Consider the following 23,403-nt stretch of genomic DNA (forward strand, 5'->3'; position numbering starts at 1 on the left):
CCCCAAAAACAAAACCCCCCCTCCCCGTGCCCCCCGCCCCCCCCACACCGGCCCCCCCCGCCCCGTTGTGGGGGCCGGTCCCGCGCGCGGGCCCCGGCCCGCGGCCAGTGGGTCACTGGGCGCTGTCCCAGTTTCCTTCGCGCTTGGGCGAGGTGTGGTGGTGATCCTGCACCTTGTCCTTGTGGCGACAGACCTGGCGGTCCAGCTTGTCCATCAACTGATCAATGGCGGCGTACAGATCCTCGTGCGAAGTTTCAACAAAGATGTCCTTGCCCTTCACGTGCAGGTTGACTTCAGCCTTCTGGCGGCGATCCTTTTCCTTTTGCTTTTCAACACTGAGCAGGACAGTCACGTCCACGACCTGGTCGAAATGACGGGTCACCCGATCCAGCTTGGTCAGAACGTACTCACGCAGTGCGGGAGTCACTTCAAGATGGTGGCCACTGATCGTCAAATTCATACTGCCTCCTTTCGAGAGCAGAAAGGTTGAGAACATCCGGCCCCGGCCCAAAAAGGCGTGACCGGACATCCAGTGTGCGCGCGGTGCCAGCGTGTGACAAGGGCATGACATTGGTGTTTGTATGGGGGTCACGACGCCGCGTGCAGAAAGCCGCAAACGCTTGAGACAGCGCAAGAAACACGGGTTTGCCAGGCTGGCCGGTGCGGCGCGTGTGTGCAGCGTCTGCAAGGCGGGACTGACCGCATGGGCAATCTCCACCGGCGCAGCAGGGGGCAGGGAGACCGGCCTGTGGCCCGACAATACCGGCCATGACGCAAGACGCCCTCGCCCGGACCGCGCCGGCCGGCCTCGCAGCCCGCTGGTGGCCACTGGCCCTGCTCGCCATCGCCGCCCCGACGCTGATCGCGGCGCATGACCCGCCCTCCGTGACGTTCTACAACCAGGCCCTGGCGGTGCTTGGCTGGGGGCTGCTGATCGCGATGATGGCTGCCGCCCCGCTGCCCCCCGGCGCCCGCGCAGGCGGAGCGGTGCGAGCCCTGTTGGGCGTGCTGGGCATGCACGCAGCGCTCGCCGCATGGGCCGCACTGGGCGGGCCCTTGCCGGCCGGGCTGGCGATGATGGGGGCGGGCCTGGGCCTGGCCGCCTTGTTTGCGGTGTGGGCCGGATGGCGCGGCGGGCGCAGCACGGCCGGGGAACTGGCCGCCGACGTGTTCTTCGGCGCCCTCGCTGCGGCCGGGGCCATCGGGATCGCCCTGGCGGCCGTGCAGGTCTTTCATCCTGCCTGGGCAGACGGCCGGCTGCTGGCGGCGCCGGTGGTGGCGGGTCGGGCCGTGGGCAACCTGCGCCAGCCCAACCATTTCAGCACCCTGCTGGTGTGGAGCTGTTGCGCCGCCGTCTGGCTGAGCCAGCGCCGGCGCCTGCCGGAGGGCGTCTGCGCAGCCCTGGTCGCCCTGTTCATCGGCGGGGTGGTGTGGACGGCCTCGCGCACCGGCATGGTCGGCATGGTGTTCCTGTGCCTGTGGGGGCTGCTGGACCGCAGCCTGTCGCGCCGCATGCGGGCTGTGGTGGCCGGTGCGCCTGTGTGGTACGCCGCGTGGTGGGGCCTGATGTGGGCTTGGTCCCACCTGGACGGCAGCGTGGCGTTCGCGGCCGAAGCGCGCCTGCACGATGGCAGCGACATTTCGAGCTCCCGGTTTGCCATCTGGTCGAACGTGCTGTCACTGATCCGCATGCACCCGTGGACCGGGGTGGGCTTCGGCGAATTCAACGTCGCCTGGACCTTCACGCCTTTCCCCGACCGCCCGGTGGCGTTCTTCGACCACACACACAACCTGCTGCTGCAGTGGGCGGTCGAGTTCGGCGTGCCGGTGGCCCTGCTGATGACGGGGCTGTGCCTGTGGGCATTCGTGGCGCTGTTTCGTCGCCCGGCGCGCAAGGCGGCATCGGCACCTTCGCCAGCGCCGGCCGCTGCCGTGATCGTGGCGCTGGCCGGCCTGCACAGCCTGCTGGAGTACCCGCTCTGGTACAGCTACTTCCTGCTGCCGGCTGCCTTTGCCTGGGGATTGGGACTGGGTGCGCGCGAGGCCGCTTGCGACCTGGACACGGCATCGTCGGGTGCGCCCACGGCAAGCCGGCTCGGTGCCCACGCGCTGGCCGCCGCCGGCCTGCTGACTGCGCTGGGTGCGGTGTGGTGTGCGGTGGACTACCAGTCCGCCGCCAACATCTACGCACCACGCGCCGGGGCCGGGCCCCTGGCCGACCGTGTTGCCCGCGGCCAGCGCATGCCGTGGTTCGGATACCAGGCGGACTATGCGGCCGTCACCACCGCCGATGGCGACGAGCCGAGCCTGCCCCCGGCGGCCTTCCGCCGCACGCTGCACAACCTGGTGGACGCCCGCCTCATGATCGCCTACGCGCGCTCACTGGCGGAGCACGGCCAGGTCGACCAGGCCCGCTACGTGGTCGCGCGGCTCAAAGAATTCCGCAACCCCATGACGCGGTCCTTCATGGCCCCGTGCGACACCGAACCAGAGGACGACGAGCCGCAGCCATTCCAGTGCACGCCCCCGGCGCACAACTACACGTGGAGACAGTTGCTGCCCCGTTGATCCGCCGAGGTGACGAAGGCGGGCCGTGGCAATCAGGCCGCGGGCAGGTCGCCTTCGGCGCGCACCCAGTGGCCGCTCTTGCCGCCCTGTTTTTCCAGCAGGCCCACATCGGTGATCAGCATGCCGCGGTCGGCGGCCTTGCACATGTCGTACACCGTCAGCAGACCCACCTGCACGGCGGTCAGCGCCTCCATCTCCACCCCCGTCGGGCCCACGGTCTGCACTGTGGCCTGGCAGCGCACGGCGCAAGGGCTGTCTTCGAGGGTCAGCTCCACCGCCACGCGCGACAGGGCGAGCGGGTGGCACAGCGGGATCAGGTCGGCCGTGCGCTTGGCCCCCTGGATGGCGGCAATGCGGGCGACGCCCAGCACGTCGCCCTTGCCGGCGCGGCCTTCGCGGATCAGTGCCAGCGTTTCGGGTTGCATGCGGATGCGGCCTTCGGCCACGGCCACACGGACGGTCGGCGCCTTGGCCGAGACATCGACCATGTGCGCCTGGCCTTCGCTGTCGAAATGGGTGAGAACGGACATGGCGGACGATCTGCTCAAGGGTAAAGAAACACAAAACAGCCCGGCTGACAGGGGCTTCCGCTCAAGGATGCACCGCCGGCCGCGCCGGTTCGCAGCATACTGCGCAGTCCACCTGTTGCCATGGTGCCCATGCTGATGCGTCCCTTGCGCCGAGCGGCCCGCCGCCTGCCCTCCTATCGTTCTCCTGCCCTGCACGGCGCCAGCCGGCACGCCATCGTGGCGGCACTGCTGCTTGGCAGTTGGGCCGCCGGGCCGGTGGCCCAGGCTCAGGAGGCCACGCCGAACGCCCTGCCGGCGCTCGGTGATGCGGTCTCGCAGGAGCTGTCGCCGGTGGCCGAGCGCCGGCTGGGCGACCGCATCATGCGCAGCATCCGCCGCGACCCGGACATCGTGGACGACCCGCTGGTGCAGGCCTACATCGAACAGCTGTGGCGCGGCCTGCTGGTGGCCGGGCGACTGCGCGGAGAGATCGGGCCCGAGCTCGACAGTGCCCATGCCTGGACGCCCTTCCTGATCCGCGACCGCTCGGTGAACGCCTTCGCGCTGCCCGGCGGTTACATCGGCGTGCACCTGGGCCTGATCGCCATGACGAACACGGCCGATGAGCTGGCCTCCGTGCTGGCGCACGAGTTGTCGCACGTGACGCAACGCCACATCGCGCGGATGATCGGGCAGCAATCGCGCACCTCGTGGGTGAGCATCGCGACGATGATCGCCGGCATCCTCGCGGCGAGCCGCAACGCGCAGGCCGCGCAGGCGCTGATCTATGGTGGCCAGGCCGTGACGGCGCAGACGCAGCTGAACTTCTCGCGCGACATGGAGCGCGAGGCCGATCGCGTCGGCTTCGGCGTGCTGGCCCAGGCCGGCTACGACGTGGCGGGCATGGCCTCGATGTTCGAGATGCTGCAGCAGGCCTCGCGCCTGAACGATGATGGCAGCTACCCCTACCTTCGCACCCACCCGCTGACCAGCGAGCGCATTGGCGATGCACGCGCCCGTGTGGGCCTCGCGCACGACCGGGCCGGGCCGCTGGCCAGCCGGCCGGAGGGCGAACGGGCCGCCTGGCACGCCCTGATGGCCGCCCGCTCACGCGTGCTGATGGACACGCGCAGCGTGGCGCTGCAGGCCTTGCTGCAGCAGGAAGCGGCGCCCACCGCCACGCCGATGCAGCGTGTGGCGCGGCACTACACCACCATGCTGGCCGCACAGCGCGGCGGCGCGCCCTCACAGGCCATGGCGGCCCTCGCCCAGGCTCGCGACGCGGCGCGCGCCCTGCCGGCCGTGCAGCAACAGGTGGCCCTGCGGGTGCTGGATCTTGGCGAAGCCGAGAACCGCCTGCGGGATCGCCAGCCGGCCGCCGCGGCGGAGGCTCTGTCTCGTGCCATCGCCGCAGGTGGCAGCGCCGACGCCCGCCCGGAACTGCTGATGGCCGCCCAGATCGCGCTGGCGGCGCCACCCGGCGTCGCGCGGCGTGCCAATGCCGAGCAGGTGGCCGAGCGCCTGCAGAGCCAGGTGAGCCGCCAGCCGGACGACGCCACCGCCTGGACGCTGCTGGCCAGCCTGTGGGCGGAACTCGATCAGCCTGTGCGGGCTGTGCGGGCCGAGGCCGAGGCCGTGGCCGCATTGGGTGACCTGCCCGGCGCCATCGAGCGGGTGCAGGGCGCCCGAACCCGCTTCCGGCAGCCGGACGCGGCCGAGGTGATCGAATTGAGCGTGATGGACGCGCGCATGAAGGCGTGGATGCGCCAGCAGCGCGCCGACCTGCAGGACGGCAGCTGACGCCGACGCCGTTCAGTACGTCCAGTTCACACTGACCTGGCCGTGGCGCGGTGCGCCGTAGAAGGCCTGGTCCCAGTAGAGGCTGTTGATGTACTTCTGGTCGGTGAGGTTGCGGATCTGCGCCGAGACCTTCCAGTGCTTGTCGATCTGGTAGCTGGCGCCGACATCCAGCAGCGCATGGCTGTCCTGCGTGGCGCGCACGCCGCCGATGTCGCGGTGGATCGCCGACTGCCAGCGCACGGCCGCGGTGGTGCTGAGCCTGTCGGTGGCGGCGTAGCGCACGCTCACCCGGGCCGTGTCGCGCGGCAGAAAGGTGCGCGTGTCCTGGCCATCGGCATCCTCGATGTCCGTGTGCGTGAGGCTCGCGCTCAATTCCACACCCTCGGCCACGCGCCCGGTGGCTTCCAGCTCGATGCCCTGGCTGCGCGCATCGGTGGCTGAATACACATTGCGACCCTCCACCCAGGTTGCGTCGCCCGCGAGGCCGTCCTGACGCGTCCGGAACACGGCCGCCTGCAGGCTCAGCTTGCGATCCAGCAGGTCGGCCTTCAACCCCACTTCGGCGTTGCTGCCGCGCACGGGCGCCAGTGGCTTGCCATCGGCGCTCACCTCGGTCTGGGGCTTGTAGATCTGCGTGTGGCTTGCATAGGCCGCCAGTGCCGGGGTCAAGGTCCACACGGCGCCCAGGTAGGGCGTCAGCCGCGTGGCGTCGTAGACATGGGGCACGCCATAGCTGAGGCCGCTTGAACGGATGTGCAGCAGTTGCGCCCCGGTGATCAGCTTCACCGCGTCGCTCAGGCTGAAGCGCGCGGCGCCATACACGCCCCGGCGCTCCAGATCAAAGGATGAGCCCGCAAAGCTGGCGTCCATCGCCGGCTTCGCGAAGCGGCCATCCCAGTTGTCCAGCATCGCCCCCAGGTCCGTGAAGCGCGAACCGGCATAGCTCGCATAGCCCGATAGCTCGGTCGCATCCTCCTTCGCCCAGTTGGCGCCAACCACCGCTTCGTGCTGGCGCCCCGCCAGCGAGAACGGCCCGCTGGCCTGCAGATGCAGCAGGTCCTGCATGTAGTCGCCACGGAAGGCCGACGGGTAGCCATACAGCCCGGCGGCGTTGCCCTGTACCGGCGTGCCGAACACGTACAACAGCTCCGAATCCGACTTGTTACTGCGGTGGGTCAGCCCGGTGCGCAGCTGCCAGCCCTGGCCGAAGTCGTGGCTCAGTTCAGCGGTCAGGCGGCGCTCCTTGTTGTTCCACCAGGTCCAGTCAGCGGCCGTGTTCGTCGACACGTCGTAGTCGGTCTGCGCGCCGTTGGTGTAGTTCATCGGCAGCGCGCCCCAGAAGGGGCTGCGGGCGCGGCTCTCACGCTCCAGCCAGCCGAGCGACAGGGTGGTGTGACGGCTCAGGTCGATGTCCACGGCGCCATACAGCGTGTACAGGCGCTTGCCATGGCGGTCGAGGTAGCTGTCGCTGTCCTGGGCTGCACCGACGAGGCGCCCGCGCACAGACCCGTCGGCATTCAGCGCGCCCGACACATCGCCCTCCAGCCGCACCTTGTTCCACGACCCGAGCGTGAGCCCGCCCGAGGCCTGGAAGGCCGACGTCGGCTTCTTGCGCACGAAGTTGATCGTGGCCGATGGCAGCCCCGTGCCCGTCAGCAGGCCATTGGCGCCGCGCAGCACGTCGATGCGGTCGTACACGAGGGTGTCGACCTCGCCCCATTGGGCACCGTTCGTGAACGGCAGGCCGATCCCGTCGAGCTGAAAGTTGTCGATGTCGAAGCCGCGTGCCGAGTAGTAGGTGCGATCGGTTTCGACGCGCTCGACCGTCACGCCCGGCGCAAACGCCAGGGCATCGTTGACCGTGCCGAGCCCGAAGTCATCCAGCTGGCTGCGGGTGATGGTGCTGATGGCCTGCGGCGTTTCACGCGGGGTGAGTGCCAGCCCGGTGGCCGTGCGCGAGCGGCCGGCCCGGTAGGAGGCTCGCCCCTCGGTGGGCGCCTCCTCCTTGCGGGCGGTGACGGACACACCCTGCACGCTGTCGACAGCGGGCTCGGGGCTTTGCGCCCAGGCGGTGGCCGGGATGGCGGTGATGAGCCCGCTCAGCACGAGCAGGGAGGGAGCCGCCGCAACGCGGCGAAGCAGGATGGCAGACATGGCACAGCACGGTGAGGCCGGCCCGCAGGCAACGGCCGGGTGGCAAGGCACCCGATGTGCACCCTGGGGTCTCAGGCCGCCCCGCTCACCGGCACCGTGAACCAGACGGCCAGCACCACGGCCGCGAAAGGCAGCCAGAACCGAGCCGACTCGGCCCACGGGGCCAGTCGGCCGGGCCGCAGGGAAAGTGGCGCAGAACGCAGACGGCGATCAGAGGGGCGCGGCATGAACGGCTCCAGGGCCCGGCATCGGGCAGAACGCGTTGACCGGCTGGCGGCGGCTGGCTGGCATCGACGGGGTTGAAATATAAATGCGAATCATTCTCATCGCAAGCGGGTCATGTTGCTTGCGGGGTCTTGGCGTCGGTGCAAGCGGCTTCCAGCGCCCGGGCCAGGGCGGCGCGGCTCGGCGTGTCGACGAACAGACAGGGCTTGCCGGTCCGCTTGCAGTGCGCTTTCACGCGCCAGTAGGCGCCATGGCTGATGCACCCGGTCTGGCAGACCACCAGGTCCGCGGCCGCCAGAGTGGCGTCCAGCCGCTGCGGGTTGTCCTCGTCACCGCCGTCATGGTGCAGAAAGCGCCCGCCGGTCTGCTCCACCAGCTCACGGTAGGCCGGCACGCTGGCCGGACGGCCGCCCACGCACAGCACGGCCCGGTCGATCAGTGCCGCCCGCCGCACCCAGTGCAGCGGTGAGGCGACCGCACGCCCGTCATGCTCATCAGGCTGCGGCGCGAAGGGGTCGACGCGCTGAGCCTCGGCTGCGAGGGCGCGCTGGCTCAATCTCTGAGCCTGTTCGCTCAGGCGGTGAACCTGGCGCTGCAGGGCCTGCAGGCGCTCGGTCTGTGCCTGGCGCTCGCGCAGCAAGGCCTCCCGGGCGGGCAGGTCGGGCTGCGCCGCAGCCAGCCGGTCGCGTTCCTCGCGCAGCTGCGCCAGCTCGGTGTCCCGCGAAATCAGGTCGGCGCGAAGACGCAGCACCGTCTGCTCGAGTGCGTCGATGCGGCGGACCTGCCGATCCGACTGCTCCTGCAGCCGCGCCTGCGCGGCCTGATGGGCCCGCTGCAGCGTGGCGTGTGCCGCCTGCAAGGCATCGAACCGCCCCTGATCCACCCGCGTGGCGGCACCGACCTGATGCTGCACCATGTGGACAAAGCCCAGCACCTTGTAGGCGAGATCGGGGCTGCAGCGCGGGTGCGTCAAGGTGGCCCACAGCGCCTCACCCAGTCGAGGGCCCACGCAGGCCCCTCGCCACCAGACCGCGAGCGCATCGGCGTCCTTGCACCGCGCTGCTTGCTTGATGGCCAGCTGGTGTCGACGGTCCAGATCCTTCTGCACCGCCTCGGCCATCGGTCCGCGCTGGCGGCACGCACTCACCACCATGCAATGCAGCTCGTACTCGTCGGCCCAGGCGCCGCGGGGCAGCAGCCGCTCGGCGAGCTGGTGCAACGTCGGAATGGGCAGGCACACACCGACCACGGGGCAATGCGCCGTCGCGTCAAGCTCCCAGATTCGCTGGCGCCGCGACCCTCGATCACCGTCCGGCCCGGGCGAACACCCCGCCACGGGCGCGCTCAACGCGGGCAGCGCGGAGGCCGGTTCAGCCAAACGAGGCGAAAGAAAGTCGAAGAGGCGGCGAGAGGCATCGCACATGAGAAGCTCCTTTTGCTTGCACTTTAATGCGAACGATTCTCATTTGCAATGCCGCGTTCGCCATTCTCGCCCGAAATACCCATCTTTACGCAGAGGTTTTGCGCAGCCTCGCTACACTTCGCCAATCCGGAAGGGGAGTAGCGCACGGCGCAAGCCGTGGTGACACCCCGTCAACACGGTGGAGCCGCCCGGCATCCACCCGGGTTCCACGAGAGGCCCGGCGCAGCGCCCTGCTGCACGCCTCTGGCAAGACCTTCCGGTGACCAACCCGTGCCTTCTGGCACCCTTTGATCACCGGAGAAAACATGCTCACGCTCGCGCCCTTGTGGCTGTGGTTCGTCTTTGCCTCCATCGTGCTGGTGGCCCTGTTCGTCGACTTCGTCGTCCTCAAGAAGCAGGGCGCGCACGAAGTGACCGTGCCCGAAGCCCTGCGCTGGTCGGCCATCTGGGTGGCCATCAGCCTCGCCTTCAATGGCCTGCTGTGGTGGGCCTTTCAGCAGGAACAAGGCACCGCGGTCGCCAACACCAAGGCCCTTGAGTTCCTCACGGGCTACCTGATCGAGAAGTCGCTCGCGGTCGACAACATCTTCGTGTTCCTGATGATCTTCACCTACTTCGCGGTGCCGCCGGCCTACCAGAAGCGGGTGCTGATGATCGGCATCATCGGCGCCATCGTGCTGCGCACGATCATGATCCTGGTGGGCGGCTGGCTCATCAGCCAGTTCCACTGGATCCTGTATGTGTTCGGCGCCTTCCTGTTCCTCACCGGCGTGAAGATGTGGTGGGCCGCGGACAAGGAGTCCAATCTGGAAGACAACCCGGCGCTCAAGCTGCTGCGCCGTGTTCTGCCGGTCAGCGAACGGTTTGACGGCGAGCGCTTCTGGACGGTGCAGCGCGGCAAGCGCATCGCCACGCCGCTGCTGCTGGTCGTTGCACTGGTCGGCCTGACCGACGTGATCTTCGCCGTCGACTCCATCCCGGCCATCTACGCCATCACCACCGACCCGTTCATCGTGTTGACGTCGAACATCCTGGCCATCCTGGGCCTGCGCGCGATGTACTTCCTGCTGGCTGCGATGGCCGCCAAGTTCCACCTGCTCAGCTACGGCCTGGCTGTGGTCCTGGTCTTCATCGGCACCAAGATGATGCTGATCGACCTCTACAAGATCCCGGTGCTGGTGTCGCTGGGCGTCGTGGTCGGCATCCTGGCCATCACGATGATCTGGAGCGTGAAGACCGCCCCCCGCATCGGTGGCAGCAAGACGGCCACCGGCACACCGCAGTCGTGAGTTGACGGTTGCGCGTGCGAGGCGTCCGCATCCCGCGGCACCTCGCACGAGCCCGCTCAGACGAGCTGGCTCTGCAGGTAGTTCGGCAGCCCCATCAGGCGGATGAGGTTGAGTTGCTGCGACAGCCAATGGGCGTGGTCCTCCTCGGTGTCGATCAGCATCGGCAGCAGGATGTCGCGGGTGACGAAGTCACGCTCGCGCTCGCACAGCGCCATCACTTCACGCAGGTGGGCCGTGACCGAGATCTCGACCGCCAGGTCGTTGGCAAAGACTTCGGGCAGGTCGTGGCCGATGGTCAGCGTCGACGGCTTCATGTCCGGATGGCCGCCCAGCATCAGGATGCGGCGGATCAGCGCATCGGCATGGCCGGTCTCATCCTCCATTTCGTGGGCGATGCGGGCCGCAGCCTTTTCGAAACCCCACTCTGCCAGCATGCGGGAGTGGATGAAATACTGGTCGCGCGCAGCCAGCTCGTCAACGAGCAAGGCATTCAGCGCCACCAGCACGGCGGGTGAGCCATGCATGGGAACTCCAATGGTGCAAACGCCGCCATGATGCCGTGAAGCCATGTGGCGTCACGCCAACCGGGCCCGGCATTGACGTACATCAGCCACGCCCTGCAGGGGGCATTGCAAATGAGAATCGTTTGCAATACAGTCACCTCCATGCGCTGACCAATTCGGCGCCGTTTCGCAAGGAGCGCGTTGTCTGGCAGGACGACCGCACCGGTGTGGGGACATCTGGATCCTGGGGCAAGTGGGGCTGACGGATCCGTGTGCGAAACGGCGTGGGTCAGCGCATTTTTTTTGCCTGCCAGCAAGCGGGAGTGTGGCGGCAATGTGTCACTCCCCGGGTCGGATGGTGGGGTTTACGAGTCAAGTTGTATTGCGAATCGTTATCATTTGCAAACTCACCGGTTCCTCTTGTACGCCAGCCATCCTGAAACAGGACCAGCCAGCCACCCGGAGCCCGGCACATCAGGCCTGCCTTGCCAGGCCCCCTGCCCTCTGGAGCTTCCTGACCATGTCCCAACGTCGTACCCGTGCGGCCCGCCCTCAGTCGGCCGCGTCCCGTTCTGTTCCTGCCACCCTGCCGCTGGGCGCGCTGGCCGCCGGCATGGGGCTGAGCCTGCTGGCTGCGCCGGTGATGGCGCAGAACGAACCGGCGACCTCGCCCACCACGCAGAGCACGCCGGCCAACCCGACGCTGCCCACCGTGGGCGTGAAGGCGAAGAACGTCGCCAAGCCTGCAGCCAAGGAGACCTACCAGGCTGTCACCACGACCATCGGCAAGGGCAAGCAGGAACTGCGCGACATCCCCCAGTCCGTCACCGTCGTGACAGAAAAGCTGATGGACGACCGCAACCTGACCGACTTGAAGGACGTGCTGCGCACCACCGCCGGCGTGACCTTCCTGGCCGGCGAAACCGGTGAGGAAGATGTGCGCCTGCGCGGGTTCTCGCTGGCTCAGGCCGGAGACCTGTACATCGATGGCATGCGCGACCCGTCGCTGTACGAGCGCGATACCTTCAACTACGACCGCGTGGAAGTGCTGCGCGGCTCGGCCTCGATGCTGTTTGGTCGCGGCTCCACGGGCGGCGTGGTGAACCAGGTCAACAAACAGCCGTTCCTGATGAACCAGACCGAGATCGAAACGACGGCTGGCACCGGCAACATGTACCGCGTCACGGCCGACGTCAACGTCAAGACCGGCGACACCGCGGCGTTGCGCATCAATGCAATGAAGCACGAGGCGGACAACCACGGCGCGACCGTTTCGAAGCAGGGCATCGCCCCGACGTTCCGCTGGGGCATCGGCACGGCGGACGAGTTCACCGCCAGCCTCTATCACCTCGAGTACGACAACAACCCGATCTACGCGCACCGCTGGTTCCTGGTCAACGGCAAGATCAAGCCGGTGATGGCCAACAATGCGTTCTATGGCCTGGACAGCGACTACAACAAGGGCGGGGCTGACTATGCGACCCTGACCTACCTGAAGCGACTGGGTGGCGGCGCCGAACTCAAGACGAGCCTGCGTCACGGCCACTTCGAACGCGACCTGCTGGCCACCGTCCCGGCCTATGCTTCGGGCACCACGCTCGCGAACTTCAGTGACGCCACGGTGCTGACCCGCAACCAGTCGAAGGGACGCGTGTCGGCCACGACCGGCACCCTGCTGCAGAGCGACTACACCAACAAGCTCACGCTGGCCGGCATGGAGCACAGCGTGATTGCCGGGGTGGACCTCTCGTGGGACAAAGGCCGACGCGCCAACACCTATGCTCAGACACGCTCCGGCACCACCCTGAACACCACCGTGGGCCACCCGGACGACGGCGCCACCTTCGTCGACAACCGCGCTCCGGCCGCGTTCAACTACTTCAGCTCGCGCAACCTCGGCGCCTACGCGCAGGACATGGTCGCCATCACCCCGACGGTGAAGCTCATCGGCGGCATGCGCTACGACGCATTCTCGGCCCACTACCGCAACGCGACCGAGAACTACGACCGCACAGACTACCTGTGGAGCAGCCGCATCGGGGCGTTGTATCAGCCCACCGACTGGGCCTCGTTCCACGTGTCGCGCGGCACGTCGTTCAACGTCTCTGCCGACGCCTATCAGTTCGAACTCAACTCGGCGAACCGTGCGAAGCAGTCGGTGGTCGACCCTGAAAAGAGCCGCAACACCGAGATCGGCACCAAGCTGACCCTGCTGGATCAGCGCCTGTCGGTCGGCGCATCGCTCTTCTATTCCGAGAAGTACAACGAGCGCAACAACGATCCCGACTCGAACACCATCATTCTGTCGGGCAAGCGGCACGCCGCCGGCCTGGACATCGACATCGCCGGTCAGGTCACGGACAAGTGGGAGTCCTACCTCTCGTGGACCTGGATCCCCGACGCCCGGATCGACGAAGCGAAAGGGGTGACCGGCAACACCCCACGCGCGGGCGATCGCCCGGGTCTGACGCCCAAGCACAGTGGCAGCCTCTGGAACACCTACCAGCTGACACCGCAGATTCGCGCGGGCCTGGGCATCAACCACCGCGGCTCGCAGACTCCGCCGGCCAACCGGACCATCCGTGCCGACGACTTCACCACGTTCGACGTGATGGCCGAGTACATCATCAACTGGCGGACCTCGCTGCGCTTCAACATTTCGAACGTGACGAACCGTCTGTATGTCGATCAGGTCTACAACGGCTTCTACGTGCCTGGTGCCGCCCGCTCGGCCCAGCTCACGCTGAAGGTCACACTCTGAGCCTGAGGGCACCGCCATGCTGCTGCAGATCCCCGACGTCCTGACCGCCGACGAGCTCGGCCAGATCCGGGCAGCCTTTGCCGAGGCCAGCTGGCGGGATGGCAGACGCACGGCAGGCAGCCAGGCTGTGCACGCCAAACAGAACGAACAACTGGCCCCGGACAGCACGCCGGCGCAGCTGGCTCGCCAGGTGATCCTGCAGGCACTGGACCGCCACCCGCTGTTCTTCTCGGCCACCCTGCCCGCCAGGATCTTCCCACCGCAGTTCAATCGCTACGGCGGCGAAAGCAACTTCTACGGCGACCACGTCGATGGCGCCGTGATGCACTCGGTCACCAGCGGGCAGCGGGTCCGTTCGGATGTGAGCTGCACGGTCTTCCTGGCCGAGCCGGAGGAGTACGACGGCGGAGAACTGGTGATCAACGACACCTACGGACACAAGGCGGTCAAGCTGCCGGCCGGTCATGCGGTGATCTACCCCAGCACCAGCGTCCACCGCGTCGAGCCAGTCACGCGTGGACACCGCATCGCCAGCTTCTTCTGGATCCAGAGCCTGGTGCGCAGCGACGAACAACGGCGCCTGCTTTTCGATCTCGACATGAACCTCGTGCGGCTGCGCGAAACGCACGGCGAAAGCACCGCGGTCGTCGGCATGACCGGCACGTACCACAACCTCCTTCGCATGTGGGCGGAAACCTGAGCCCGCCCGCGCTCACATCCCCACTGAAAGCACACCCATGAGCCTCACTCGCGCCCTCGCCACAGCTGCCGTGGCCCTGTTGCCCACCCTCGTCTTCGCCCACGGCGAAGGCGTGGAATGCAAGGTTCCCGCCAACGAATGGCGCCCGAAGGAAGAGCTGGCCAGCAAGCTCGAAAAGGAAGGCTGGACCATCCGCAAACTCAAGGTCGACAACGGCTGCTACGAGGTCTATGGCTTTGACGCCAAGGGCAAGAAGCGCGAGTCGTACTTCAACCCGAAGACGCTGGAAACCGTGACCGACGTGCTCCAGAAATGACCCCGGCCCGGAGCCTGCGGGTCTGGGACCCTCTGGTTCGCGCGCTGCATTGGTCTCTGGTCATGGCAGTGGCCGTCACCTGGCTCAGCACACTGCGCGTCGGCATCCCCCTCGCCTGGCATGAGCCTGCGGGCTACGTCGCCATCGGGTGCACCGCCATGCGGATCGTCTGGGGCGTGTACGGCACGCGGTACGCCCGCTTTCGCCAGTTCGTCCGTCGCCCGTCCACCACGCTGCGCTACGCGCAGGCTGTCCGGCAAGGCCGCGCACCCCGGCACATCGGGCACAACCCGCTGGGTGGGTGGATGGCGCTGACCCTGCTGGCCTCCACGGCGGCCATCGCAGTCAGCGGCTGGCTCCAGACGACCGATCGGTACTGGGGCAGCGAAACGCTCGAATGGGTGCACACCGGCCTGGCCTGGTCCCTGTTGGGTCTGATCTTCCTGCATGTCCTCGGTGTCATCGTCACGTCGCGGCACCACGGCGAGAACCTGGTGCTTGCCATGCTCGATGGCCGAAAGGCGCCCGCATCGGGCAACGACGTGGCCTGACCCGCGCTCCCACTTCGTCCCCGGCACACCATGTCGTCACCTTCCCTGCAAGCCATCCCGTCTGACACCGCCAGCCTGGCCGACTACGAACGGCACGCCGGCACTCGTCTTGACGTGTCGACCTGGGCCTGGCTGCAAGGCGGCGCGGCCGATGAACTCACCGTCCGTGCCAACCGCGATGCATGGGATCGCCTGACACTGCATCCCCGCGTGCTGAGGCGACTGGCAGGGGGGCACACGCGCACCACCCTCTTCGGGCGCACGCTGGCTCATCCGGTGATCCTCGCGCCGGTGGCCTACCACCGCGTCGCCCATGCTGACGGCGAGATCGGCGTGGCATTGGCGGCCGCAGCGCAGGGCGCAGGCCTGGTCCTCAGTTCGCAAGCCAGCACCCGGCTGGAAGACGTGGCACAGGCCATCGGCAGCGACCCGGATCGGGGCCCACTGTGGATGCAGCTCTACATGCAGCCGGATCGCGCGTTCACCCGAGATCTCGTTGCGCGGGCCGTCGCCTCGGGCTATGAGGCTCTCGTCCTGACCGTCGACGCCCCCACCAGCGGCGCACGGGATCGCGAGCGCCGCACCGGATTCTCTCTGCCGGACGGCATCTCTGCAGTGAACCTCCGCGGCATGCGACCGCCCCCGAAGATTGCCTTGCGCCCCGGTCAGAGTGCCTTGTTCGACGACCTGCTGCACCACGCGCCCACATGGGACGATGTCGCCTGGCTGCGCAGCATCACGCATCTGCCCATTCTGCTGAAGGGCGTCCTGCACCCGGACGACGCCCGCCTGGCCTGTGAACAGGGCGCACACGGGCTCGTCGTGTCCAACCACGGCGGACGCACGCTCGACACCGCGCCGGCCACGGCGGACGCCCTGCCGCGCGTGGTCGACGCCACGCAGGGCCACATCCCCGTGATCGTGGACGGCGGCATTCGGCGTGGCACCGACGTGCTCAAGGCCCTGGCACTGGGTGCACAGGCCGTGATGGTGGGTCGCCCCTATGTGCACGCGCTGGCCACCGCCGGCGCGCGCGGCGTGGCCCATTGCATCCGGCTGTTGCGCGACGAGTTGGAGATCGCCATGGCCCTGAGTGGTGTCGCGACCCTCGATCAGATCGATGCGGACCTCGTGATGTCGCGCTGACACACGGCGGCGCTCAATGGATGAGCCTGTCTCTCAACTCGCGCGCAAGCGCGTCGGCCGCTTCTTGCGCCCCAGCCCAGCCTGCTTGAGCAAAAAGCCCAGCAGCACCCACAGCGCCGATTCCTTCGGCTTGGGCGACTCACCCCGACCGATGCGCTTGAGCTGCCCCGTGTACCAGGTGACCTCCATCAGGCCCATGCGGTCGACCATGCCGATGCCGGTGCGAATGGGCCGCACGGTCTGCGTGGGCTGCTGACCGGCCAGCAAGCGGCGGGGCAGATCGGGCTCGATGGCCAGCGCCCGCGCAAGCCCCACGAAATCAACGGCACCGGAGGACACCGCCTCGGCCATGCCCTCCAGTGAGCGGAAACCGCCCGTGACCACCAGCGGCACGCGCACGGCCTGTCGGGCCTTTTCGGCAAACGCGAGGAAATAGGCCTCCCGTTGGCGGGTGCTGTCCTTCACGGGCTCGGCCTTGGCTTTCACACCCGTCATCGCAGGCGCTTCGTAGGTGCCGCCCGACACCTCGATCAGGTCGATGCCGGCCTCGGCCAGCGCGCGGATGGTGTCGAGCGACTCGTCCTCTGTGAAGCCGCCGCGCTGGAAGTCGGCCGAGTTCAGCTTGATGCCAATGGGGAACGCCGGCCCCACGGCGTCGCGCATGGCCCGGTAGACGGCCAGCACGAAACGTCGGCGCTTCTCTGGCGTGCCTCCCCAGTCATCTTCACGACGGTTGTGATGCGGCGACAGGAACTGGCTGACGAGGTAGCCGTGCGCCCCGTGGATCTGCACCCCGCTGAAGCCCGCCTGCTTCACCACGCCGGCCGCGCGGCCGAAGCGCGCCACCAGCTCGTGCACCTCGGCATCGGTCAACTCGCGCGGCGTCGGAAAGAAGGCCTGCATCTCCGGGCGGAAAGGCACGGCCGACGGGGCCACGTTCTCGCGGTTCAGCCCCTTGGGCGCCTGCTTGCCCGGGTGGTTGAGCTGCACCCAGCATTGCGCGCCATGCTGCGTGGCCGACTGTGCCCAGGCCTTCAACGCGACCAGGTCGCCTTCGCCTTCGATCACGACGTTGCCCGGCTCGCCCAGCGCACGCCGGTCGATCATCACGTTGCCTGTCACGCACAACCCGATACCGCCCTCGGCCCAGGCGCCATAGAGCCTCGCCAGTTCGGGCGTGGCGCCGCCCGCACGGGTGCCCAGCGCTTCGCTCATGGCGGACTTGAACAGGCGGTTCTTCACGATCGTGCCATTGGGCAGGGTGAAGGGCTGGGCCAGCACGGCTTGAGGGGTCATCAACGCGCTCCACGAAAGAGGGGGGACATCCCCCGGATTGAACACCAGGCGATCGGACTGCCGGGCACGTTGTCACGGGATGTTCCATCGGCGCGCTTTGGCGGCCGAAAAGGCACATGGTTTGCCTGCGAACGGACACAACGGGCAGGGCTGGCCCTACCACGGGGCAAAATCATGACGTGCCCCGGCCACATTGCCCGGGAAAGCGTGGTTTTGCCTGGGAAGAAGCATTACCATGTCCGATGCATCGCCTCAGAGGAACGCTCGCACAAGCAGCCGGCGCCCGGGGCCCACAGATCCGACTTCTCTCTGGAGTGAATTCACATGGCAACTGCGAAGAAAGCCCCGGCCAAGAAGGCCGCCACGAAGACTGCCGACAAGGCAGCTGCACCGAAGCGCGCCCCGAACGCGGCCTTCTCCAAGCCCCTGACGCCCAGCCCGCTGCTGGCTGCCGTCATCGGCAAGGACCCGCTGCCGCGCACCGAGGTCACCAAGAAGGTGTGGGACTACATCAAGCAGCACAAGCTGCAGGACGAAGCCAACAAGCGCAACATCAATGCTGACGCCAAGCTGAAGCCCATCTTCGGCAAGGATCAGGTCACGATGTTCGAACTGACCAAGCTGATCAGCAACCAGCTGAGCTGATCGCCAACCGGTGCCGGGCCGCGCTGGCGTGGCCTTCGGCGTCGACGGCATCTGCCCTCCAGCCCGGCCGTGTGCCGGGCTTTTTCATGGGCGCGCGCTCACCACCAGGGATAGAACGGCGGCATGTCGGATGCCTGGCTGGTGAACCGCGCGGGGCGCTTGTCGAGGAAGGCCTGCACGCCCTCCTTGCCGTCGCCGATGCTGGTGTAGAACATCGCGAGCGAATCGACCTGGTGCGCGGCCAGCGGATGCGGCTGCGCCGCGTTGCGGTACATCATCTGCCGCGTCAGCGCGATGCCCACTGCCGATCGTTCGGTCGCGATGCGTCGGGCGATCTTCATCGCCTCGGCCAGCAGGTCGTCGGCCGGCACCACGGCCTTCACAAGGCCGCCGCGCTGCGCCTCATGGCCGTCGAACACATCGGCCATGTAGGTCCACTCCAGCGCCTGCGAGATGCCGACGATGCGCGGCAGGAACCAGCTGGAGCACGCTTCGGGCACGATGCCGATGCGGCCGAAGACGAAGCCGATGCGAGCCTTGTCGGATGCAAGGCGGATGTCCATGGGCAGGGTCATCGTCGCACCGATGCCCACGGCCGCGCCGTTGATGGCACCGATGACTGGCTTCTTGCAATCGAAGATGGACAGCACCACGCGCCCGCCGGTGTCGCGCACACCATTCAGGATGGCCGGGTCGTTCAGCCGGGTCTGCAGGTCGTCCATCGTGGGGCGCTGCCCCTCATCCAGCCCGAAGACGTTGCCGCCCACCGACAGGTCCATGCCGGCGCAGAAGGCCTTGCCGGCCCCCGTCACGACGACGGCCCGCACGCTGTCGTCGTCGCTGGCGCGGGTGAAGGCATCCACCAGCTCATTGGCCATCTCGACTGTGAAGGCGTTGAGCTGCTCGGGCCGGTTCAGCGTCAGCAAGAGCACACCGTCGTTGTCGACGGACCAGGTCAGGGTTTGGTAGGACGTCATCGTTTGCCTCGCTCGTGTCTCGTTCTTGATCAATGTCGATCGATCGACCGTTCGGGTGTCCCAGAATAGCGCAGGGGTATGCCCCTTGACGGCACAGCCGCCCCCCGGGAAGCTACCAAGGAACAAGCCATGCCGTTCGGGCCCACAATGCGCCCGCGTCGACAAGGCTTGACCAAGGTGGCACCCATGAGGTGCCTTGAACTGACGGGGCGCCGAACCGCGCCCAGAACCGGAGACAGATGATGTGGAAGATGCTGGTTGGTTTCGTGGTGTTCGCCGTGATCGTGGTGTTCGTGCTCAGCAAGACGGACGCCAACATCGACATGGGCGGTGAGAAGCACGGGATCGACGCAACGCACACCGAAGAGCCCGCCTCGGCGGCCAGCGCACCGGCCAGCGAACTGGCTCCGGCCGCTAGCGCCGAAGCCCCTGCCAGCGCCGCTTCGAACTGAAGCGGGCCGGCCGTCCCACGCCTGTCAGTCGTCCGACGCGGGCGACTGGTGCGTGAGGCCCGGGTGGGCGCGCTCGGCGGCCAGCCATTGCAGCACCGGAACGGTGCCGGGCAACACCGGCACAACGTCCACCGGCAGCGTCTGCCACGCCATGTGCTGCCCCTCGCGCATCTCGAATGCGCCTTCCCACGTGTAGACCTTGCAGAAATGCAGTCGCACGCGCGCGTGGGGATAGTCCATCACCTCGGTCTGCCACGGATGGGCCTCGCCGATCGTGATGCCGATTTCCTCGATCAGTTCGCGGCGCAGCGCCTGCTCGACCGTCTCGCCGGCCTCGAGCTTGCCGCCCGGAAACTCCCAGTGCCCTGCGTAGACCTTGCCCTCCGGGCGTGAGGTCAGCAGAAACCGCCCTTCCCGCCCCTGAGCGTCGCGCTCGATCAGCACGCCCACGGCCACCTCCACCGGCACGCGGTCGGTCGGCTCCATCACGTGGTACGACTTACGCTCGTTCGGCGTCGCGCTCATGCGGCACCACCTTGCGTGCGACCCGCATGGTCTCTTGCAAACTGGAAGGCCACGCGACCCGAGCGTGAGCCGCGCTCGATGGCCCAGACCAGCGCCTCCGGTCGCGCAGCTTCGATGGCCGCAGCATCCAGCCCGAAGTGGCTCAACCACTGAGCCACGATGGCCAGGTATTCGTCCTGGCTGAACGGATAGAAGCTGATCCACAGGCCGAAGCGTTCGGACAGCGAGATCTTTTCTTCCACCACCTCGCCCGGATGCAGTTCACCATCGTCCGAACGCGTGTAGCTCTTGTTGTCCGAGTGGTACTCGGGCAGCAGGTGGCGCCGGTTCGACGTGGCAATGATGAGCACATTGTCGCCGCTGGCCGACACGGTGCCGTCCAGAATCGACTTCAGCGCCTTGTAGCCGGGCTCACCTTCGTCGAAGCTGAGGTCGTCACAGAAGACAATGAAGCGCTCGGGCCGGGCGCTGACCAGGTCGATCAGGTCCGGCAGGTCGATCATGTCCGCCTTGTCGACCTCGATGAGGCGCAATCCCTGGCTGGCATGCGCGTGCAGGGCTGCTTTCACGAGCGACGACTTGCCGGTGCCGCGCGCGCCGCTCAGCAGCACGTTGTTGGCAGGGCGGCCGGCCACGAACTGCGCGAGGTTGCGCGCAAAACGGTTCTTCTGCGTTTCGACCTCCTGCAGATCGTCGTAGCGGATGTGGGCCACGTGGCGCACCGGCTCGAGCCAGCCGGCGGCCCACGCGGCCGTGCTGCGCTTGCGGTAACGGAAGGCGACCGAAGCCTGCCAGTCCGGCTCGATTACCGGGCTGTGATGGGGCGACGGAACAAGGGTTTCGAGGCGCTGCAGCAGGGATTCCGCGCGCGCGATCAGGGAGGACACGTCGGGAGAGCTCATGGGCGCCAGTGTAGAGGCAGGGCCCGCGGCTCACGGGCCGAGGGGATGCAGGCCTTGCGGGGTGATGGCCCACAGCTGGTCTCCTGGGCCGGGCTCGGCCGGGTGCATGCCGGTGAAGGCCCCGAAGGCCGGCAGCACGCCCAGCGGGCGGCGCGCGGGATCGCCGAGCCAGAAGCAGGGCAGGCGCAGGTGGTCGCGTGCGCGGGCGCGCAGCGACACGCAGGGGTGCCAGTGCCCGCACAGCGTGTAGCCGGCATCCGGCACGGGCGCAGGGTGGTGGGTGCACGCCAGCGCCCCTTGCCGCCAGTGGCCGTGTTCAGGCAGCCCGATGAAACGCGCGCCCAGCCGCTGCTGCAGCGGCGCCAGGTTCGCGCGGGCGCGGGTGTCATGGTTGCCGCCGATCAGTACCAGCTCGGCGTCGTCTCCCACCTCGTCAGCCCAGGCGGCCATGGTCGCTGCAAAGCGGGCCACGCTGTCCCCGCCCTGCGGGCCGTGGAAGAGGTCGCCCAACACCACCAGGCGTGCGGCCTGGCTGGTGTGCAAGGCATGCAGCAAGCGGGCGAGCGTACCGCCATCGGCGCCCTGGCGCACCGAGGCCGGCAGGGGCAGGCCCCGTGCGCTGAACTGGTGGGCCTTGCCCAGGTGCACGTCGGCCACGAGCAACGTGCCGCCTGCGGGCCGGGGCAGTTCGCCCGTCGCTTGCAGCCCCGATGGCGCATCAGGCGACCACCCGGCCGGCGCCAGCCACGCGGTGTGGTCGGACCGCAGCCACACGGCCTCTCCTGCCAGGCTCACACATTGAGCCACTGCCAGCATCGTTGCCGTCACATGCCGCCTCAGGACAGCAACGTCTGCACCGTCGCGTCGAGGTGCTCGGTGGGGTGACGGGCAAAGCCCGTGCGCGTATAGCGCTGCAGACGCCCCAACAGCACCGCCATCGCCAGCGACGCACCGGCCTGGGCCTCCACCGTGGGCGTGGCGGCGCCACGCGACTCGGCCAGCGCGCGCCAGCTCTGGCGCAGCAGCGACTCCAACCGGTCGAGCGCCTGGTTCATGCGCGCGGCCAGCCGTTCGTGTTCGTGCAGCAGGGCCTCGCCCACGATCACACGGCACATGCCGGGGTTCTTCTCGCCGAACTGCAGCACCATGCCGATCACGCGGGCGATCTGTCTCGCAGGGTCCGGCTCGCGCTCCACGATCTGGTTTGCCAGCGTGAACAGGCTTTGCTCGATGAAGCCGATGAGGCCCTCGTACATCTGGGCCTTGCTGGCGAAGTGACGGTACAGCGCCGCCTCGCTCACGTCCAGCCGGGCGGCCAGGGCCGCAGTGGTGATGCGCTCGGCCGAGGGCTGTTCCAGCATGGCGGCCAGGGCCTGCAGGATCTGGTTGCGGCGCTCGCCCGGCGCGGGGCGCTTGCGCACGGGCGGCGCGCTCAGCGCATCGGAGGATGCCGACTCGGTGTCGTCGATGGGGTCTGCCTCGCTGCTGCTCATCGCCTGCTGGCCCGCATGGGGGCGTGTTGGTCTGCTGCCCTGATCGGGCCGCCTTCAGCGGGGCCGACGTGGCCGCCAGTGGTGCAGTGCCCGAAGCCGTCGGATTCTGACACACAGCCAGGTCGGCCGACCGTGACCGGCGCCGGTCTCCGGGCCGTGCGGGTTGTCTCGCAGGTAATGGCGCATCCACACCGTGCCCATGCCGAGGCTGGCCGCACTGCGCAGGTTGGCCAGCGTGTCTTCGACCAGGATGCAGCGCTGGGCCGGCAGCCTCAAGCGGGCCAGCACGATGCGCAGCATGCGGGCATCGGGCTTGGGCCGCAGGTGGCCGAATACCCGCATGCCTTCGATCGACACCACCGACTCGAAACAGCTGGCCAGGTCGAGCGCCGTGAGCACCCGACGGGCGTAGTCGGCCGGGGCGTTGGTCAGCAGGATCTTGCGACCGGGCAGCCGCTGCAGGGCGACGCGGTCGACATGCGGCATGCTGAGCGTGCCCTCCAGCCCCGGCAGCGTGTGCGTGTGCGCCAGGAAATGGGCGGCCCGGATGCCGTGGTGGCGCTCCAGCCCGAGCAGCGTGGCACCATAGCGCCGCCAATAGTGCATCCGCAGTGCATCGGCCTCGTCGTGTGGCAGCCCCAGGTGCGTGACGATGTAGTCCGTCATCGACTGATTGAGGCGGCCGAACACGGCGCGGCTGGCATCGTGCAGTGTGTTGTCGAGGTCGAACAACCAGATGGGGGCGGTACGGGGCATGGCGTTCAGGGCTGGGCAGCGACAGGGTGCACCGTCAGGCGCGCCCACTTCAGCACCACCGGCTCGGCTTCCGAGCGGTACCAGGGGGGGGCCGCCACCTCGCCCTGCCACGCGATGTCGGTCACGGCGTGGCCGGTGCGTGCCTGCACCCAGCGCTGTACGCGGGGATCACGCAGGTCGGCGGGTTGGGCCACCAGCAGCACCTCGGCAGGCAAAGGCTCGGACCACGGCACCACGGGGGTCAGCACGCGGGGTGCCTCGGGCCAGGCGTGTTTCAAGTTGGCGCCCGGCATGTGGTGGGTGGCCAGCAGCAGTGGAGGCACCGCCCCCATTGCGCGCGCAGTTCGGTCGCCAGATCGGCATAGGGCAGATTCTGGCGCGTTGACTTGCCGGAGGGCCACAGTACGCGGGC

24 protein-coding genes are annotated in these 23,403 nt (G+C 68.1%); 10 read left to right on the plus strand and 14 right to left on the minus strand.

Annotation, left to right across the window (positions count from 1 at the left end; all coding sequences use genetic code 11):
- Positions 1 to 112: 112 nt before the first annotated feature.
- On the minus strand, positions 113 to 460 hold the full coding sequence (gene raiA / locus Q0Z44_RS14495) for a ribosome-associated translation inhibitor RaiA (RefSeq protein WP_109034282.1): 348 nt from the start codon (positions 458 to 460) through the stop codon (positions 113 to 115).
- A gap of 308 nt (positions 461 to 768) precedes the next feature.
- Between raiA and Q0Z44_RS14500 the strand changes: the two genes are divergently transcribed.
- Positions 769 to 2,568: an O-antigen ligase family protein gene (locus Q0Z44_RS14500; RefSeq protein WP_298013974.1), complete on the plus strand. Its 1,800-nt coding sequence runs from the start codon at positions 769 to 771 to the stop codon at positions 2,566 to 2,568.
- Positions 2,569 to 2,600: 32 nt separating this feature from the next.
- Here Q0Z44_RS14500 and moaC read toward each other — a convergent pair whose 3' ends face one another.
- Positions 2,601 to 3,098 (minus strand): cyclic pyranopterin monophosphate synthase MoaC, encoded by a 498-nt coding sequence (gene moaC, locus Q0Z44_RS14505; RefSeq protein ID WP_109034278.1) that lies wholly within the window; start codon positions 3,096 to 3,098, stop codon positions 2,601 to 2,603.
- Between the two features lie 129 nt (positions 3,099 to 3,227).
- On the opposite strand from moaC, the gene Q0Z44_RS14510 reads away from it, so the two are divergent.
- On the plus strand, positions 3,228 to 4,877 hold the full coding sequence (locus Q0Z44_RS14510) for a M48 family metalloprotease (protein WP_298013975.1): 1,650 nt from the start codon (positions 3,228 to 3,230) through the stop codon (positions 4,875 to 4,877).
- A gap of 12 nt (positions 4,878 to 4,889) precedes the next feature.
- On the opposite strand, the gene Q0Z44_RS14515 is transcribed toward Q0Z44_RS14510, so the two are convergent.
- From Q0Z44_RS14515 to Q0Z44_RS14525, 3 genes are all read right to left on the minus strand, one after another.
- Positions 4,890 to 7,031 carry a TonB-dependent siderophore receptor gene (locus Q0Z44_RS14515; RefSeq protein ID WP_298013976.1) on the minus strand — a complete coding sequence of 714 codons (2,142 nt, stop codon included), beginning with the start codon at positions 7,029 to 7,031 and terminating at the stop codon, positions 4,890 to 4,892.
- A 71-nt stretch (positions 7,032 to 7,102) separates the two neighbouring features.
- Positions 7,103 to 7,258, minus strand: coding sequence for a hypothetical protein (locus Q0Z44_RS14520; RefSeq protein ID WP_298013979.1), 156 nt, complete (start codon positions 7,256 to 7,258; stop codon positions 7,103 to 7,105).
- Between the two features lie 110 nt (positions 7,259 to 7,368).
- A complete protein-coding gene (locus Q0Z44_RS14525) occupies positions 7,369 to 8,679 on the minus strand; it encodes a DUF2325 domain-containing protein (protein WP_298013981.1) in 1,311 nt (436 codons plus the stop codon).
- 305 nt (positions 8,680 to 8,984) lie between these two features.
- On the opposite strand from Q0Z44_RS14525, the gene Q0Z44_RS14530 reads away from it, so the two are divergent.
- Positions 8,985 to 9,968, plus strand: a complete 984-nt coding sequence (locus Q0Z44_RS14530; RefSeq protein ID WP_298013983.1) for a TerC family protein — start codon at positions 8,985 to 8,987, stop codon at positions 9,966 to 9,968.
- A 56-nt stretch (positions 9,969 to 10,024) separates the two neighbouring features.
- Here the strand turns inward: Q0Z44_RS14530 and bfr are convergent, their stop codons facing one another.
- The gene (gene bfr / locus Q0Z44_RS14535) at positions 10,025 to 10,492 is read right to left on the minus strand and encodes a bacterioferritin (RefSeq protein ID WP_298013985.1); all 468 of its coding nucleotides are present in this window, start codon (positions 10,490 to 10,492) and stop codon (positions 10,025 to 10,027) included.
- Positions 10,493 to 10,991: 499 nt separating this feature from the next.
- Between bfr and Q0Z44_RS14540 the strand changes: the two genes are divergently transcribed.
- Genes Q0Z44_RS14540 through Q0Z44_RS14560 form a run of 5 tightly spaced genes read left to right on the plus strand, consistent with a single transcriptional unit; the run spans position 10,992 to position 15,945 of the window.
- Positions 10,992 to 13,232 carry a TonB-dependent siderophore receptor gene (locus Q0Z44_RS14540; RefSeq protein WP_298013987.1) on the plus strand — a complete coding sequence of 747 codons (2,241 nt, stop codon included), beginning with the start codon at positions 10,992 to 10,994 and terminating at the stop codon, positions 13,230 to 13,232.
- A 16-nt stretch (positions 13,233 to 13,248) separates the two neighbouring features.
- Positions 13,249 to 13,932, plus strand: coding sequence for a Fe2+-dependent dioxygenase (locus Q0Z44_RS14545; RefSeq protein WP_298013989.1), 684 nt, complete (start codon positions 13,249 to 13,251; stop codon positions 13,930 to 13,932).
- A gap of 37 nt (positions 13,933 to 13,969) precedes the next feature.
- Complete coding sequence (locus Q0Z44_RS14550) at positions 13,970 to 14,248, plus strand: PepSY domain-containing protein (protein WP_298013991.1); 279 nt, start codon at positions 13,970 to 13,972, stop codon at positions 14,246 to 14,248.
- Entirely contained in the window at positions 14,245 to 14,799 is a 555-nt protein-coding gene (locus tag Q0Z44_RS14555) for a cytochrome b/b6 domain-containing protein (RefSeq protein ID WP_298013993.1), read from the plus strand. Before Q0Z44_RS14550 ends, Q0Z44_RS14555 begins: the two co-directional genes overlap by 4 nt.
- Positions 14,800 to 14,829: 30 nt before the next feature.
- Positions 14,830 to 15,945 carry an alpha-hydroxy acid oxidase gene (locus Q0Z44_RS14560; protein WP_298013995.1) on the plus strand — a complete coding sequence of 372 codons (1,116 nt, stop codon included), beginning with the start codon at positions 14,830 to 14,832 and terminating at the stop codon, positions 15,943 to 15,945.
- A 33-nt stretch (positions 15,946 to 15,978) separates the two neighbouring features.
- Here Q0Z44_RS14560 and Q0Z44_RS14565 read toward each other — a convergent pair whose 3' ends face one another.
- A complete protein-coding gene (locus tag Q0Z44_RS14565) occupies positions 15,979 to 17,241 on the minus strand; it encodes an NADH:flavin oxidoreductase/NADH oxidase family protein (RefSeq protein ID WP_298013997.1) in 1,263 nt (420 codons plus the stop codon).
- Positions 17,242 to 17,565: 324 nt separating this feature from the next.
- Here Q0Z44_RS14565 and Q0Z44_RS14570 point away from each other — a divergent pair, with 324 nt between their 5' ends.
- A complete protein-coding gene (locus Q0Z44_RS14570) occupies positions 17,566 to 17,886 on the plus strand; it encodes an SWIB/MDM2 domain-containing protein (protein ID WP_109034255.1) in 321 nt (106 codons plus the stop codon).
- A 98-nt stretch (positions 17,887 to 17,984) separates the two neighbouring features.
- Here Q0Z44_RS14570 and Q0Z44_RS14575 read toward each other — a convergent pair whose 3' ends face one another.
- A complete protein-coding gene (locus Q0Z44_RS14575; protein ID WP_298014001.1) occupies positions 17,985 to 18,863 on the minus strand; it encodes a crotonase/enoyl-CoA hydratase family protein in 879 nt (292 codons plus the stop codon).
- A 239-nt stretch (positions 18,864 to 19,102) separates the two neighbouring features.
- On the opposite strand from Q0Z44_RS14575, the gene Q0Z44_RS14580 reads away from it, so the two are divergent.
- Positions 19,103 to 19,315, plus strand: a complete 213-nt coding sequence (locus tag Q0Z44_RS14580; protein ID WP_366517630.1) for a hypothetical protein — start codon at positions 19,103 to 19,105, stop codon at positions 19,313 to 19,315.
- A 24-nt stretch (positions 19,316 to 19,339) separates the two neighbouring features.
- Here the strand turns inward: Q0Z44_RS14580 and Q0Z44_RS14585 are convergent, their stop codons facing one another.
- From Q0Z44_RS14585 to Q0Z44_RS14610, 6 genes are all read right to left on the minus strand, one after another.
- The gene (locus tag Q0Z44_RS14585; RefSeq protein ID WP_298014003.1) at positions 19,340 to 19,840 is read right to left on the minus strand and encodes an NUDIX domain-containing protein; all 501 of its coding nucleotides are present in this window, start codon (positions 19,838 to 19,840) and stop codon (positions 19,340 to 19,342) included.
- Positions 19,837 to 20,742 carry an ATP-binding protein gene (locus tag Q0Z44_RS14590; protein ID WP_298014005.1) on the minus strand — a complete coding sequence of 302 codons (906 nt, stop codon included), beginning with the start codon at positions 20,740 to 20,742 and terminating at the stop codon, positions 19,837 to 19,839. Before Q0Z44_RS14590 ends, Q0Z44_RS14585 begins: the two co-directional genes overlap by 4 nt.
- Before the next feature lie 30 nt (positions 20,743 to 20,772).
- Entirely contained in the window at positions 20,773 to 21,516 is a 744-nt protein-coding gene (locus Q0Z44_RS14595) for a metallophosphoesterase (protein WP_298014007.1), read from the minus strand.
- A 62-nt stretch (positions 21,517 to 21,578) separates the two neighbouring features.
- Positions 21,579 to 22,235, minus strand: coding sequence for a nucleoid occlusion factor SlmA (gene slmA, locus Q0Z44_RS14600; protein ID WP_298014009.1), 657 nt, complete (start codon positions 22,233 to 22,235; stop codon positions 21,579 to 21,581).
- A 54-nt stretch (positions 22,236 to 22,289) separates the two neighbouring features.
- Positions 22,290 to 22,991, minus strand: a complete 702-nt coding sequence (locus tag Q0Z44_RS14605) for a pyrimidine 5'-nucleotidase (protein WP_298014012.1) — start codon at positions 22,989 to 22,991, stop codon at positions 22,290 to 22,292.
- 5 nt (positions 22,992 to 22,996) lie between these two features.
- The gene (locus Q0Z44_RS14610; protein ID WP_298014015.1) at positions 22,997 to 23,314 is read right to left on the minus strand and encodes a hypothetical protein; all 318 of its coding nucleotides are present in this window, start codon (positions 23,312 to 23,314) and stop codon (positions 22,997 to 22,999) included.
- Between the last annotated feature and the right edge of the window lie 89 nt (positions 23,315 to 23,403).

The organism is uncultured Aquabacterium sp., from assembly GCF_947366995.1.
GTDB lineage: Bacteria > Pseudomonadota > Gammaproteobacteria > Burkholderiales > Burkholderiaceae_C > Aquabacterium.